Consider the following 15,809-nt stretch of genomic DNA (forward strand, 5'->3'; position numbering starts at 1 on the left):
ATTGTGTTTTTTCAAAATTAAATCCGGGACTTTCGTTCCGGATTTTTTGTTTTTACTCCAAGCCTTTTTGCGTTTCGATCAATGCATTTTCAGCAACTTCGGTTATTTTTTTTACTTCTTTATGAGGATTAAAAAATCCATTTTTCCCTTTCGCTTCATCGGCGATATTCGAGAGAATGACCACCGAAGTTTTCGTCTCAGGATAGTAAATATTCAATGATGTTGAGCCTTTCACGTAACCGGTATGAAAATAAGATTCAGGTTTTCCTTCGTTCATCATAATGCCAAAACCGTAACCCACTTTGCCCAAAATCGGGTGGTTATTATCCGAAGAATGGGTCATAAATTTCTTTAAAGATTCCGGTTTCAGGATTTTCCCGTTGTATAAAGCAAAATTCCATTGATGCAAATCTGAAATCGTCGAGAGAACGCCACCTGCACCTACCGAAATCTCATTATTGGTAAGTCGTTTCGGCATATTGTCAACCTCTTGAAAGTTCGAAGAATTCCCCAAGAAAGCACTTGCAAAATGCTCATCCACAAACAAATCTGCGGTGGAAGAATGTTTCATTCCTGCTTTAACAAAGAGTTCTTTCGCATTTTCGCCGTAAGATTTCCCCGAAACTTTCTCAATTAATTGGCCTAAATATCGATACCCTTTATTGGAATAATGAAACTGCGTTCCGGGTTTTGAAAGCAAACCGCTTCCGGAATCATTCAGCCCTGAAGTGTGATTCAGCAATTGCGCAATGGTGATATTTTCGAAAGTTTTGGGCTGAAATTCCTTTAAATATTTCGAAACTCGATCTTCCGTTTTCAGTTTTCCTTGGTCTTCCAAAAGCAAAACCATCACCGCGGTAAACTGCTTGCTCACCGAACCAATGGCAAAAACCGAATTACTATCGAGTGCTTTTTTGGTTTTAAAATTTTCAAAACCATTCTGTTTTTCATAAAGAATTTTGCCATCTCGCATCACCGAAATACTTCCATTGAATTTCGATTTTGAAAATACCGAATCGATCTGCTGCGTCAGTAAATTCCGCTGAAACTGAGTAATCACACTATCAATCAAAGCATTTCGCGCCGCAGTTTCTTCTGCTAATTTTTCCGATTCGGATTTGCAGGAAGAAAAAATGATCAACAAAAAAGTCGAGTAAAAAATTAGTTTTAAAGGATTCACATTTGTAATTTTAGTAAAAATATAAATTTAATTTTAATAAAAAAACCGTGTCAAGAACTTGTCTTCACACGGTTTTTATTTTTAGTTGATAAAAACTACATATTTCTTCTATACTTCCCTCCAACCTCAAAAAGCGCGTTGGTAATTTGCCCAAGTGAACAGAATTTCACGGCTTCCATCATCACTTCAAAAAGGTTTTTCTGGTTGATCGCTGCATGTTGCAACTCTTCCAAAACTTTCTGTGTCGCCGATGAATTGGCAGTTTGGTAAGTTTCCAGATTCTTAATTTGCTGTTGCTTTTCTTCCTCGGTCGAACGGATCACTTCACCCGGTAAAACGGTTGGCGAACCGTCTTTTCCAAGGAAAGTATTTACCCCGATAATTGGGTATTCGCCGGTATGTTTCAGCCATTCGTAATGCATCGATTCTTCTTGAATTTTCGAACGTTGATACATGGTTTCCATCGCGCCAAGAACGCCGCCACGCTCGGTGATTCGGTCGAATTCCGCATAAACAGCTTCTTCCACCAAATCGGTCAACTCTTCAATAATGAAAGAACCTTGCAACGGATTTTCGTTTTTCGCCAAACCGAGTTCTTTGTTGATGATTAGCTGAATCGCCATCGCTCTTCTCACCGATTCTTCGGTTGGTGTGGTGATCGCTTCATCATAAGCATTGGTGTGCAGCGAGTTGCAGTTGTCGTAGATCGCATACAATGCCTGCAAAGTGGTTCTGATGTCATTAAAATCGATTTCCTGCGCGTGAAGCGAACGCCCGGAAGTTTGAATATGGTATTTCAACATCTGGCTTCTTTCGTTGGCGTTGTATTTTTCGCGCATTGCTTTGGCCCAAATTCTCCTCGCTACACGGCCGATTACCGCATATTCCGGATCGATTCCGTTCGAGAAAAAGAAGGATAAATTCGGTGCAAAATCATTGATATCCATTCCTCGTGAAAGATAATATTCCACGTAAGTAAAGCCATTTGCCAAGGTAAATGCCAATTGAGAAATCGGATTCGCGCCCGCTTCCGCGATGTGATAACCGGAAATCGAAACCGAATAAAAATTTCTCACTTTTTCTTTAATGAAATATTCCTGAACGTCGCCCATCAATCTTAAGGCAAATTCGGTAGAGAAAATACAAGTATTTTGCGCCTGATCTTCCTTCAAAATATCTGCCTGAACCGTTCCACGAACTGTTGCGATAGTTTCTGCTTTAATTTTAGCATAGGTTTCCGCATCTAAAATCTCGTCGCCGGTAAGTCCTAATAATTTCAACCCTAAACCGTTATTAGAAGGCGGAAGTTCGCCGCTGTAAACGGGTCTTTTCAGACCTTTATCATCAAATTTTTCTTTTAATCTCGCTTCAACTTTGTCCCAAAGATTATTTTCGTTAATGTATTTTTCGCAATTCTGATCGATGGCTGCATTCATGAAAAACGCGAGCAGCATTGGCGCGGGACCATTAATCGTCATCGAAACAGAAGTCATGGCATTCACCAAATCGAAACCTGAATAGAGTTTTTTCGCATCATCCAAAGTAGCGATCGAAACTCCGGCATTCCCGATTTTTCCATAAATATCTGGCGGAAACGCAGGATCCTGACCGTAAAGTGTCACCGAATCGAACGCGGTAGAAAGTCTTTTGGCATCCATTTCCGCGGAAACATAATGAAATCTTCGGTTGGTTCTTTCGGGACCGCCTTCTCCGGCAAACATTCGAGTCGGATCTTCGCCAGTTCTTTTGAACGGATAAATTCCGGCGGTGAAAGGAAATGCTCCGGGAACATTTTCCTGACCTTTCCAACGAATCAAATCGCCCCAATCTTGGAATTTCGGTAAAGCTATTTTCGGAATTTTCAGGTGAGAAAGAGTTTCAGATTTGGTTTGAACCTTAATTTCTTTTCCGCGAACGAGATAAATGTATTCATCAGCGTCGTGTTTCAGTTTGAAATCGTGCCAACCGTTGAGGAAATAAATATTTTCCTGATGAAGATCTTTTTTGATTTTCTGATATCTTTTTTCGATGATTTCTTGTGAATTTACATCGTCTTCGAGAATATTTTTTGCACCTTGAAGTTGGTAAAGTTTTCTTGCAATCAATGCTTGATCAACTACATCTTTGTCGTAAGCACGGTTGTTTTCAACGATTTCAGAAAGATAGCGAACTCTTTTCGGAGGAATAATTGTGGTTTCTTCTGAAACGTTTTGTTCCACATATTCGCTTAAATTCAGACCCGAAAATTTGTCATTAACTTTTTTAATTAATTCATTGAAAAGCTCGGTTGTTCCCCAATCGTTGAATTGGCTGGCTTTGGTAGAATACACCGGCATTTCGTCCAAAGTTTTATCAAAAAGTAGATGGTTTCGCTGAAATTGTTTTTTTACCGCTTGAAGTGCATCCAAAGCACCGCGTTTGTCAGATTTATTTAAAGCTACCAAATCAGCATAATCGAGCATGTCGATTTTTTCTAATTGGGTTGAAGCACCGTATTCTGGCGTCATCACATACATAGAAACATCGGCTATATCGGTAATTTCCGAACCTGATTGTCCAATTCCGGAAGTTTCAAGAACGATGACATCCGGTTTTGCGATTTTTAAAATATTTAAAGCCGAATGAATGTGTGGCGAAACCGAAACATTATTCTCACGCGTCGCCATGGAACGCATATAAACGCGCGAATCATTGATAGAATTCATGCGGATTCTGTCGCCCAAAAGCGCACCACCGGTTTTCTTTTTGGAAGGATCGATGGAAATGATAGCGATTTTTTTCTCCGGATTGGAACGTAAAAATCTTCTCACCAATTCGTCGGTTAAGGAAGATTTTCCCGCGCCGCCGGTTCCGGTAATTCCGATGATTGGGATTTGGGAATCTTTCGCTCTTTCATCAATTTCTTTCACCAAATCGGTTTTCGTTTCGGAGAAATTTTCTACAGCTGAAATAACTTCTGCAATAGCTTTTGAATTTTCGAAATTGATTTTATCTAAATCTTGAAGCGTAATATTTTCACCGGTTGGGAAATCGGATTTCTGTACCAAATCATCGATCATTCCTTGCAAACCGAGTTCGCGACCATCATCTGGAGAATAAATTCTGGTTACGCCATAATCCATCAAATCTTTGATTTCTTCGGGCAAAATAACGCCGCCTCCGCCACCAAAAATCTTGATGTGTGAAGCGTCTTTCTCTTTTAAAAGATCATAAATATATTTAAAATACTCGTTGTGACCGCCTTGATAAGAAGTTAAAGCAATCGCATTTGCGTCTTCCTGTACCGCACAATTCACCACTTCTTCGGCAGATTTGTCGTGACCGAGGTGAATCACTTCCACGCCGGTTCCCTGAATAACGCGACGCATAATATTGATGGCAGCATCGTGTCCATCGAATAAAGCAGCGGCGGTAACGATACGGATTTTGTTTTTTGGAGAATATTTTTGGGTTTCCATAATTGAATGTTCGTAAGTTTCCAAATATAAGATTTTTTGTAATTTAAAAAAAAGAAACCCTTTCTGTTGATTGAAAGGGTTTTACATACGTTGATGATAATAATTTTTGTACTATAATATAGTTATTGTTTTGTAACCGACCAGTTTCCGACCCAATCACCTATTTTCCAGGTCCCGGATTTTGTTTTCAGGTTTCCTTGCAAAGTAAAACCTGATTGTAAAGTAACGGATTGCAGCGCGCCATCATCACACACCATTCCTGAAACAAAAGAATTTTCAGTATTAAATTGCGAAACTTTTGTAACCGAAATATAACCGTTTTGAGCAACTTCAATGGTTAGAGTACCTACTTCGTCGCCGGAATAATTTCCTTTGTAAACGCCCTTATAAGGAGATACGTAATTTTCATTAGCTTCTTCTTCCCTGTTATTATCAATAATTCTTTGGCAAGAAACTAGGGATAAAATACTCAAAATGATCAATGTAAATCTAATTTTCACGACTGGTATATTTTTCTCAAATATAAAAAAAATACCAAATTGTTTATTAAATCTTTATTTTTGCGGAAACATTATTGATATGCAACGCGCCATTATTTATTTCTTCGCCGGAATCGTGATCAGTTTTCTCCTGAATTATTTTCTTTTGGGAAGCCAAGGTTGGGCGCTTGATCTATATTATGCGGTTGCGTTTGGTGCGGCTTGGGGAACTGCTTATTTTCTGGATGATGAAAAATTCACATTGGTACAAAAACTGGGCATTTCGTTTCTTGGGATGGTAATTTTGGTTTTGGTTGGTACTTTCCTCTTTGATTTGGAGAAAGCAGTACCTTCAGTGATTAAATTCTCGATGGTTTATGTTGCTTATTATGTCTTAGCAAGTTTCAAAAGCTCGAAATCTTTAAGAAAATAATAAGAGATTTAGAGAAAACTGTACTCATTACAGAGAATAAAAGCCTTAATAAATCCATCATTTTCAAAACATTAGGATAATCTTTCCTAAAACATTTTCTGTTTCAAAAAAAATCTTTACCTTTGCACACCCTATTTAGGGAAAATTATGTTTAATCGTTAAACGAAAAAGTGTGAATACATTAAGTTACAAAACCGTTTCAGCTAACAAAGCTACCGCTAATAAAGAATGGGTTGTGGTAGACGCTGAAGGACAACCGTTAGGAAGACTAGCATCTAAGGTTGCAAAGATTTTGAGAGGAAAGCACAAAACGAATTTTACGCCTCACGCAGATTGTGGAGATAACGTAATCGTTTTGAATGCTGGGAAAGTAACCCTTTCCGGGAACAAGTGGGCTGACAAGACTTACATTTGGCATACTGGTTATCCAGGTGGTCAAAAGTCAATGACTGCTCTTGAACTTCAGAAAAAAGATTCTTTAAAAGTATTGGAAAAATCTGTAAAAGGAATGCTTCCAAAAAACAAATTGGGATCTCAATTGTTTACTAACCTTTATTTATATGAAGGAACTGAACACAAACATGAAGCTCAACAGCCAAAAGTTATTAATATTAACGAATTCAAATAATTAATATGTCAATAGTTCATAAAATCGGAAGAAGAAAAACTTCTGTTGCAAGAGTTTATGTGAGACCAGGTTCTGGGGTGATCACAATCAACAAGAAAGATTCTAAAGAGTATTTTGGTACTGATGTATTGGTTTACAAGATCAACCAGCCATTTTTGTTGACAGAAACTGCAGGTCAGTATGACGTGACAGTGAACGTTTTCGGAGGTGGAATTACAGGTCAGGCTGAAGCAATCAGACTTGGAGTTTCTAGAGCTTTATGCGAAATCAACGAAGAATTCAGATTATTGCTAAAACCTCACGGCTTGCTTACAAGAGACGCGAGAATGGTGGAAAGAAAGAAACCAGGTCAGAAAAAAGCGAGAAAGAGATTCCAATTCTCAAAACGTTAATCAAACAGATTCAAGATACGAGACGCGAGATTCGAGACTTTCAAAAATCTTTATTCTTGGTTCTTGGCTCTATTATCTAATCAAAAAAATGCCCCGTTTAGTTTAGCACCCAAACTCTTCTCCCATCTAAAGAAAAGTTGATTGCGAAAAAGCGGAACGTAAACTAAAAACAAAAAAGCGACATGGCAAAAGCAAATGTTAAAGACCTTTTAGAGGCAGGTGTACACTTCGGTCACATGACCAGAAAGTGGAATCCAAATATGGCTCCATACATTTTCATGGAGAAAAACGGTATTCACATTGTAGACTTACATAAAACAGCGGTAAAATTAGACGAAGCTTGTAGCGCTTTGGAAAAAATTACTTCTGCTGGCAAAAAAGTTCTTTTCGTGGCTACAAAGAAACAAGCGAAAGAAGTAGTTGCTAAATATGCAGCTGACCTTAATATGCCTTATATCACTGAAAGATGGCCAGGTGGAATGTTAACAAATTTTGTTACCATCCGTAAAGCTGTTAAGAAAATGAACCACATCGATAAAATGAAGAAAGATGGAACTTTCGAAACTTTATCTAAAAAAGAAAGACTTCAGGTAGATCGTCAAAGAGCTAACCTTGAGAAAAACTTAGGTTCTATTTCTGACATGGTACGTCTTCCATCAGCACTTTTTGTTGTTGATATTATGAAAGAACACATCGCGGTAACTGAAGCTAAAAAATTGGGAATCCCTGTTTTCGCTATCGTTGATACGAACTCTGACCCAAGAAAAGTAGATTTCGTAATCCCAGGAAACGATGATGCTTCTAAATCTATCGATATGATCTTGAGCGTAGTTTCAGGTTCTATCAAAGACGGATTGTCTCAAAGAAAAGCTGATAAAGAAAAATCTAAAGAAGAAGGAGAAAAAGTATCAGCTGATGCTGATGCAGATTTCGACACTGCTGCAGAATAAGATTTTATCTTTAAAACAAGAAAAGCTCAGATTAATTTCTGAGCTTTTCTTGTTTTAATAAGAATATAAATACTTCCTAAAAATAAAAAAGGGGACATATACCAATAATGCTATATGATTGTCAGATAAATATTCAAACTATACGCTGAAATCTTTCCCAACAATACTTTTACTTCAAACCTATGAAACTAAATTTTCATGCTTATGATACTGGAGTTTCATGCCTATGATATTGAAGAATTACAACTTATGATATTGGAATATCAAATGTAAATAGACTAAGAAGAACAAAGAATTAAAACAAAGTTATCAAATGGAATCTTAATGAAATCTTGTTTTTATATTTTGAGAATTGCTCCCACTCCCTCAAAAAGGTTGTAGGCTCGATGTAATGGATCCTATTGAATAATGAAAAAAGGAGTTTCTTACCCAAAAAAATTTAAGAAGGGAAATTTGTAAAGTGAAAGCTACTTACTTAATTCTAAATTTAATATAAGTAATGGTTTTGCCTTTTGCTGAAAATAATCCCTCGTAATACGTTTTTATTTCTCTTAAAAGCGGCGTTCCTGGCTCGTATTCCGGTGCTCCATAGATATCGTGATGTGCAGAAATAATCTCATGGCCTTGCCCTTGAAGCAACCCTAAAGTATAACCATGAAGGAATTCTGAGTCAGTTTTCAAGTGAATGATGCCATCTTTCTTTAAGATTTTTTTGTAACGTTCCAGAAAATCAGGATGCGTCATTCGGTGTTTGGTTCTTCGGTATTTAATCTGTGGATCTGGGAAGGTAATCCAGATTTCATCAACCTCATCCTGATCAAAAAAACAATCTACCAATTCGATTTGAGTTCTTAAAAAAGCTACATTATTGAGGTTTTTCTCAGAAGCTTCTTTGGCACCAAACCAAAATCTTGCACCTTTGATATCAATCCCGATAAAATTTTTTTCAGGAAAAGCCTTCGCCAATCCTACGGAATATTCTCCTTTGCCACAACCGAGTTCCAATACGATCGGATTCTCATTTTTGAAGACTTCAGATCTCCATTTTCCTTTTAAAGGATAATTGTTGAGCGCCTCTTCTCTGGTCGGCTGAAATACATTCGGAAGTATTTTGTTTTCGGCAAATCTTGCCAGTTTATTTTTACCCATTTCTTATTCAAAATCGTGCAAAAATAACCAAAAATATAGACTTTATAGCTATTTTAAACAAATTAAAATTACAGAGTCTTCAATTCTCCCAATTGAGAAATGATTGTTTTTTACTTACAGCTACTACCATTTGCTTGACATCTCTTACTCCATTTACTTACAATTTTCCTTTGAAATTTATTCTTGTAGAAAGGTTTTCTATGAAGCAACGTAAATTTTTATTAAAATTCCTTCAACCATAGGTCCGAAGAATTGATGACATTGCATAATTCAATATGAACTTTAAATACTTATAAATTTATTGTGTATTTTCGATTAAATGTGAGTTCCGAAGGCGACGTTGGTAAATTGGAAGATATTTTTCGATGTAAATCGCTACAGATTCATAATTATTCTGTTGAATATAAGGCAACAAACTCTCGGACGTATAAACAAACTGCAAGAAATTATCGATGAAACTGGTTGGGATTTTCAAGTTGGTAAAGTATTCATCCCCATAATATTTTCGGATGTTGGCTACTGCAACATTCATTTTTTCATATTGGTTCGCGCGTTCCTTCTTTTTCCGATCGCCCGAAAGAATGTCATAAATACTCTCTAAACTAAAAGTAAGTCCACCGCCAGAAAAACCAGCAACAGGAAGTTGTGGTGGTGTCCCATCACCTTTAGGAGCCGGCAAACCAATCATTTTCTGCAGTGCCATTGTTTTTTCTCCCGTTTTCAGGGAACTTACATCTTTTCTTAGATTTCCGGTAGGTTTAAATTTATTAATTACCACTTCCTGAATATCGTAATATGCGATTTTGAGTTCCACGAAATTATTAGCGTTCTCTAAATTTTCCGCTGTTACGGTAACATCTTTTCGATCGGTAACGATGGAGGTGAAACGAATGATATCTCCTGGTTTTGCAGGAATTTTGAAAGCACCGAAATAATCGGTGTAAACGGTCTTGTGAGCGGTAATATTGGTTACATACACCTGATTGAGATAGTACACAGAATTGTCTCTGATAATAATTTCTCCGGAGAAAAACTGGGCATGAACCTGTGTTAAAACAAACAGTGCAACAAGTAGAAAAAATCGTTTCATATAGGAGGCAAAAGTAAATCAAATTTTACACATTCTACGATGAATAAAGGTTTTGCCGTGGTTAAAGTTTGGTTAAATAGTTTCTATAAATGTTAAATAATCTTAAACGTTGGTTTAAAATTATTTAGAACAAGATATCAGTGATTTATAAGCATTTCTCAGACTTTTTTTTAAAAGAAAATCTTTGGAAATAGCATAGAAAAATCCCCGGTGGTATTCCGGGGATCTATTATTATTGAAAATGTGATTTATTTTTTGATGAATTTCACTTTTTCTACTTTACCGTTATCTTCTACAGAGATGATGTACACCCCAGATTGTAGTTTAGAAACCTGAACTTTGTTGTCTGCGATTTTTCCTTTAGCAACAATTTGACCAGCTACATTGTAGATGCTGTAAGTTGCATTTCCAGAAACTTTAGAAACATTCAATACGTCTGTTGCAGGGTTAGGATAAACTTGTGTAGAATTTACATGAGTGTCTCCTACTGCCATATCAGCAATAATTTTTACTGCATAATCTTCTACTTCACCATAATTGTAAGTATCACAAGGGGTAGTTTGCGCAATATCATATCTAAGAGCAACTCTCATTCCTACAGTTTTATCCCCAGCATAAGAATTAGCAGGAACGGTAAACGTATTAGTAACAAGGGTTTTTATATCTGGTGATGTTGAAAGTATAATTTCATCGTCATCAAAAATCCCACTTCTATCAAAATCAATCCATGCAGTAACCGCTTCATCATACGAAATATCAGACCAAGCTTTAGTAACAGAGATTACGTTATTGGTAGTTCCTTGTTTTAAGGAAACTATTCTTGTCGCATCTGTTGAATAATTAGTATAAGTAGAAGCTCCAGATATACTGTAAACTCCAGCTGCACCATCTGCCCTGATTTCCACATTGGAAATATATTCATCACTAGCATCGGTAGAAGTTAGTTTACAATATACAAGTATATTTGTAGTAAAATCAACAGAAGCAGTATAAGCACCTGTTGTTCCTGAACAAACAGAAGCGACTTGAACATTGTACGAAGTCTCATCTTCTAAACCAGTAATTGTATAGCTATTTGAGTTTACAGGAACTTCAGTCCAAGTAGCATCAGCTGTTTTCTTGTATCTTACAATATAGGTAGCACTTGCGATAGCATCCCAAGCTACGTTAGCAGAATTCATACTAACACCAGAAACCGATAAACCTGTAGGAGCAGAACCGTCGCAAGTCATAATTGCAGAGACAGTAACCGGAGCCACTGCATAGAATACGTTTTCGATTGCAGAAATTCTTACTTTCATTGGGGCGTTGGTTGCAAAAGAAGAGAATCTAAAATCTTCTGTACCGTCATTTGGTGTTGAAGCTGCTAAAACATTCCAAGTAGCACCATTGTCGGTAGTATAATCAATTTTTACGTTCGCAACATTGAAAGGAGCTGCATTAGTTCCTACAACATCCCAAGTTAATGGACCAGCGGCGTTGTTGTAAACTTTAGTAGAAGTAATTTTGAAAGGTCCGTTAGCATGAACAGTAACTTTTTGGTTTGCACTTTGAGTTTGTTGCTGAGTTACGTCTGCTTTATTATCTCTTACAGTTACCATAAAGTTTGAAGTTCTTGCTACTTTAGAAACGGCTTCCCAATCCGTATCACTTTTTAAGCTTCCACCTATTACGGTACTCAACTTAGGAAAATATCTTGTTGGACTTGTAGTTGGGCTCCAAGATCTGAAAGAAGGCCCGTTGGTTAAAGTTCCTAAATTGGTAATGGTGGTAGGAGTAGTCGCATTATCTGCTTGTTCCCAAGTATAAGTTAATGGATCTCCTTCCACATCTGTCGCTTGAGCAGTAAGTACGAAAGCAGTTTCTTTAGGGATAGTAACATCTGGCATTGCAGTAATTACCGGAGGGGTATTTGCTACAGCAGTTTCAACATCACAAGTTTTACTTGCCAAATTAGTTTGAACTTGATTGATACTGTAATAATGAAAATAAGCATCAGAGTGCGCTTGAACATCTGTAACTCCTGTGATTCCGGCATAACCCATAATGGTTGATCCTGAACCTGGTTCTTGGTTAGTTCCTATACCTTCAAGTTGGTGAGAAAAAGTATGGTTACCACCCAATTGGTGACCTATTTCGTGAGCAACATAGTCGATATCGAAATTGTCCCCTTGTGGAATTCCGTCTGAAGGTGAAGTAAATCCAGATCCTTTTCCCTTATCTAGGTTTGTAGCAGTTTCACTAGTAGGCGCAATACAAACACAACCGATACAACCTGCATTTCCACCACCTCCAGTAGCACCAAACAAATGACCTATATCGTATGCATTACTTCCTACAGTTCTTGATAGTGTATTTTGTAATTGCAAGCTCCAACCAACTAATTTATTGGAATTACCACTATCTGTACCTATCGTTGCATCGGAATATGGATCGATATTTGCATCTATATAAATCAACTGTGGAAAATCTTGAAGTATAAGATGTAACCCAAAATCTTTCTCAAAAACAAAATTACATCTGGTCAATGTTGCATTTATTGCAGTCAATGCCCCGGCAACTGTTCCACCAAAATACTGCGTGTATTCGCCGGTCACAGAAATGGCTAATCGTATTGTACGATATTTTTGGTCAGAAGATTTATTGAAATCTTTTGGATTGTTGGTAAAGGTTTTACCATTGATGTACAATTTATCAATCTGCTGTTTTGTTAATGGGGCTTCATTTGTTGAACAAACAAATGCTTTGTCAGATTCAGATTTATTGCTTTTAGGATGTACCCTGTAAACTGATTTTTCTTTGTTTTGAGGCTCTATAAATTCATAATTTCCATCTTTAAGTATCATCGCTTGGAAATCATTTGGGGCCACACTGAATCTTACATAAGCAGCAGGATCATCAATCCCAACACCTACATAAGAACCCAATTGATAACGATCAGCAATGGATTTTACTACAACAGGAGCACTATAAACTGCAAATCTTTCAATTTTACCGTTGAGTGTTGGTAGCTTAACTTCTATAGGTTTTGCATTTCTTCCTGTTTCTTTCGTATTTGCTAAAGTCTGTCTTATGTCATTAATATTCAAAGAATAATACTGCATTACTTCTGTCGACGAACGGATTTTTTCTCCTTGTATTGATATTGGACTCCACTGGGAAAGTGCAGCTGTTGACATCAAACAACATAATAAAGAAGTAAAAAATTTCTTCATAAATTATTTATTAGTGATTTATTCAAAAGTAGTTTTTTTCAATCGTATTTCAAAATTTTAAAAACATAATAATTAAGTTATTTAACAACAAATTCACCAACAAAACAAATATTAAATATATACTTTATTTAAAAAAGAACTTATTTAAGTAACAATCTATTATTTACCCTTAAAGAATTAAAATTTTGTAAATAAAAAAACTCGCAAAAAATTGCGAGTGAATTATTCATTGCATAACAAGTTATCTTTCTTAAAAAGAATAAGCAATATTCCAAGAGAATCCGACATTAAATTTCGCAGAACTTTTCCCGAAACCGGGAACAATCATCGGTTTGATATCATCTTGTGTTGTAGAAAAAAGTAAATATCTTGGTTGCGCCGTAACATCAATATAAAAAGGACTTTCAAACAACTGAACGCGCCCACCAACCGTCGCTTCAATCCAATATGAGCTTTGTGATGACGCAGGAAAAGCCACCGAGGTTTCGCTTCCGCCGAAACCACGAACCGGAACCGCTTTGTATTCCTGATTATAAAATGAACCCGCTAATTTTCCGCCGGCGTAGAAACCATTTAATGGATTTTCTTTGTCGTTCGCCAACATATAAAATGCACCTAATTTTAAAAAAGGACCATTTACAGAAGCATCGTAACCATTTTTCTGGTAAATATTTTTTTCAAAACCCGCTTCAGCAGCTGCATGAACATTTTCGCTGATTCGCGAAGACACAAATCCCTGAAACAATTTTCGATCCGAAAAAGCTCCGATTCCGGCATTCAAAACATCAATTCCTACCATAAAATTAGGTTCGTATTTCAATTTTGTTTTAACCGTATCTTGTTCCTTCTGCGCAAAAGAATTTAGAAACAAAAAACTAAAAAAGAAGGTAAAAATGAGTCTTGGATTCATCGGTAATTTGGGTTTGGTTTTGTTCAACATCTAACACAGGATTGGCTACTTCCAAAACCGCATTTACATTTTCATAAATTTTCTTGATTCCGCAAGCCGGAGAAACATATTCTGATTGAGTGGTATAATTCACTTTCACTTCAGAAGTGATTGCCGCTTTCGACAAACCGACATAAATTTTGGTAAAAAGCGCGTCATCAACTCTCAAAGGAATAAAAACAGAATCAGTTTTCGTTTTCGCAGCAATCACCGAAACTGGACCATTTCCGTAATCAACGTTTACAAAAATCGAATCCATCGTTTTGAGTTTTCCGGTAGCTTTTGTTTTGAATTTAAGCTTCATTCTCGGTGTCGCTTCGCCACTTACGCAAATATCATCATCACTTCCGCAGGAAAAAAGCGAAATCAGAAACAGGGAAACCAGAAAAATTTTCAGAAATTTCATCATTAAATTTTTACTAAAAGTGCAATATTCTCAACATGATGCGTTTGCGGGAACATATCAACCGGCAATATTTTCACCAATCGATATTGATCTTTCATCAAAGCCAAATCTCTCGCTTGTGTTGCCGAATTACAGCTTACATAAACGATTTTTTCGGGAGCGAGTTTCAGGATTTGTTCCACCACTTTTTGATGCATTCCATCGCGTGGCGGATCGGTGATTAAAACATCCGCTTTAGGATGATTCGCCAAAAATTCGTCATTAAAAATATCTTTCATATCGCCACAATAGAACGTACAATTCGACAAACCATTCAGTTCAGCGTGTTCTTTCGCTGCATTGATCGCTTCTTGAACCGATTCAATTCCAATCACTTGTTTGGCGTTTCTTGCAACATATTGTGCAATCGTTCCTGTTCCGGTGTACAAATCATAAACCACTTCATCGCCTTTCAAATCAGCAAATTCGAGGGTTTTTCTGTATAATTCTAACGCTTGTTTATAATTAGTTTGGAAGAAAGATTTCGGGCCGATTTTGAATTTCAAACCATCCATTTCTTCCATTAAAAAACCATCGCCGAAATAAGTTTCGACATTTTGGTCGTAAATAGAATCGTTTTGTTTTGAATTAATGCAATAAACCAAAGTTTTGATCTGCGAAAATTCTGAAAGTAAAAAATCGAACAATTTCTCGCGATTTTCCTTTTCATCACGGAAAAGTTGGAATAAAACCATCCATTCGCCTTTCGAATTTTGTCTCATCATCACGGTTCGCAAAAATCCGGTTTGTTCTTTTACATCAAAAAATTCCAAACCATTTTTTACAGCGTAATTTTTCACCGCCAAACGAATCGCATTCGATGGATCTTCTTGAAGAAAACATTCTTTCAAATCGAGAATTTTGCTCCACATTCCGGGAATATGAAAGCCCAAAGCATCGCGGTTTCCGAAATTTTCTTCGGAACTGATTTCGTATTGTGTGAGCCAACGCGCATTGGAAAATGAAAATTCCATTTTGTTGCGGTAGAAATACTGTTGCTCACTTCCCAAAATTGGTAAAGTTTCGAAATCTTCGATGCCACCGATTCTTTTGATATGGTTATAAACTTCATCTTGCTTGAAAACAAGTTGTTGCTCATACGAAAGATTTTGCCATTTGCAACCTCCGCAAACACCAAAATGAACACATTTCGGAGCTACACGATACGGAGATTTTTCCAAAATTTCCACTGCTTCGGCTTCGAAATATTTCGATTTCGATTTTTTGACTCTTGCATTGACCAAATCTCCGGGAACTGCGCCGGAAACCAAAACGGTTTTGCCATCGTCGGTTTTGCCTATTGCCACGCCTTTTGCGCCCGCAGAAACCAGTCTAATATTTTCTAAAACGATATTTTTGTTTTTCTTTCTCATCGACTAATTTAATGAACACAAAAGTAAGGTTTTGAAAATAAAAAGAAGCGATAAATCGGTTGAAGCAA

The 15,809-nt window shown here is 36.9% G+C and carries 13 protein-coding genes; 4 read left to right on the forward strand and 9 right to left on the reverse strand.

From position 1 onward, the window contains the following. Positions 1 to 52 precede the first annotated feature (52 nt). From NOV28_RS10205 to NOV28_RS10215, 3 genes are all read right to left on the reverse strand, one after another. Positions 53 to 1,180, reverse strand: a complete 1,128-nt coding sequence (locus NOV28_RS10205) for a serine hydrolase domain-containing protein (RefSeq protein WP_255930611.1) — start codon at positions 1,178 to 1,180, stop codon at positions 53 to 55. A 95-nt stretch (positions 1,181 to 1,275) separates the two neighbouring features. After that, positions 1,276 to 4,638 carry a methylmalonyl-CoA mutase family protein gene (locus tag NOV28_RS10210; RefSeq protein WP_255930903.1) on the reverse strand — a complete coding sequence of 1,121 codons (3,363 nt, stop codon included), beginning with the start codon at positions 4,636 to 4,638 and terminating at the stop codon, positions 1,276 to 1,278. Between the two features lie 122 nt (positions 4,639 to 4,760). Beyond that, the gene (locus NOV28_RS10215; protein ID WP_255930613.1) at positions 4,761 to 5,138 is read right to left on the reverse strand and encodes a hypothetical protein; all 378 of its coding nucleotides are present in this window, start codon (positions 5,136 to 5,138) and stop codon (positions 4,761 to 4,763) included. Positions 5,139 to 5,217: 79 nt separating this feature from the next. On the opposite strand from NOV28_RS10215, the gene NOV28_RS10220 reads away from it, so the two are divergent. From NOV28_RS10220 to rpsB, 4 genes are all read left to right on the forward strand, one after another. After that, entirely contained in the window at positions 5,218 to 5,550 is a 333-nt protein-coding gene (locus NOV28_RS10220) for a hypothetical protein (RefSeq protein WP_255930615.1), read from the forward strand. A 172-nt stretch (positions 5,551 to 5,722) separates the two neighbouring features. Next, a complete protein-coding gene (gene rplM, locus NOV28_RS10225) occupies positions 5,723 to 6,178 on the forward strand; it encodes a 50S ribosomal protein L13 (protein ID WP_031501463.1) in 456 nt (151 codons plus the stop codon). A gap of 5 nt (positions 6,179 to 6,183) precedes the next feature. Next, a complete protein-coding gene (gene rpsI, locus NOV28_RS10230) occupies positions 6,184 to 6,570 on the forward strand; it encodes a 30S ribosomal protein S9 (protein WP_255930617.1) in 387 nt (128 codons plus the stop codon). A 182-nt stretch (positions 6,571 to 6,752) separates the two neighbouring features. Beyond that, positions 6,753 to 7,520 carry a 30S ribosomal protein S2 gene (gene rpsB / locus NOV28_RS10235; RefSeq protein WP_255930619.1) on the forward strand — a complete coding sequence of 256 codons (768 nt, stop codon included), beginning with the start codon at positions 6,753 to 6,755 and terminating at the stop codon, positions 7,518 to 7,520. A 471-nt stretch (positions 7,521 to 7,991) separates the two neighbouring features. Here the strand turns inward: rpsB and trmB are convergent, their stop codons facing one another. From trmB to rlmD, 6 genes are all read right to left on the reverse strand, one after another. Further along, positions 7,992 to 8,669, reverse strand: a complete 678-nt coding sequence (gene trmB / locus NOV28_RS10240; protein ID WP_255930621.1) for a tRNA (guanosine(46)-N7)-methyltransferase TrmB — start codon at positions 8,667 to 8,669, stop codon at positions 7,992 to 7,994. Positions 8,670 to 8,967: 298 nt separating this feature from the next. Next, positions 8,968 to 9,759, reverse strand: a complete 792-nt coding sequence (locus NOV28_RS10245; RefSeq protein ID WP_255930623.1) for a hypothetical protein — start codon at positions 9,757 to 9,759, stop codon at positions 8,968 to 8,970. Between the two features lie 248 nt (positions 9,760 to 10,007). Next, positions 10,008 to 12,974 (reverse strand): reprolysin-like metallopeptidase, encoded by a 2,967-nt coding sequence (locus NOV28_RS10250; protein ID WP_255930625.1) that lies wholly within the window; start codon positions 12,972 to 12,974, stop codon positions 10,008 to 10,010. Between the two features lie 250 nt (positions 12,975 to 13,224). After that, on the reverse strand, positions 13,225 to 13,884 hold the full coding sequence (locus tag NOV28_RS10255) for a DUF6048 family protein (protein WP_255930627.1): 660 nt from the start codon (positions 13,882 to 13,884) through the stop codon (positions 13,225 to 13,227). Continuing rightward, positions 13,850 to 14,332, reverse strand: a complete 483-nt coding sequence (locus NOV28_RS10260; protein ID WP_255930629.1) for a DUF6452 family protein — start codon at positions 14,330 to 14,332, stop codon at positions 13,850 to 13,852. The genes NOV28_RS10255 and NOV28_RS10260 overlap by 35 nt, the downstream gene beginning before the upstream one ends. Continuing rightward, entirely contained in the window at positions 14,332 to 15,741 is a 1,410-nt protein-coding gene (gene rlmD / locus NOV28_RS10265) for a 23S rRNA (uracil(1939)-C(5))-methyltransferase RlmD (RefSeq protein WP_255930631.1), read from the reverse strand. The genes NOV28_RS10260 and rlmD overlap by 1 nt, the downstream gene beginning before the upstream one ends. Positions 15,742 to 15,809: the final 68 nt, after the last annotated feature.

Origin of the sequence: Kaistella montana, from assembly GCF_024436175.1 — a bacterium.
In the GTDB taxonomy this organism is placed as follows: domain Bacteria; phylum Bacteroidota; class Bacteroidia; order Flavobacteriales; family Weeksellaceae; genus Kaistella; species Kaistella montana.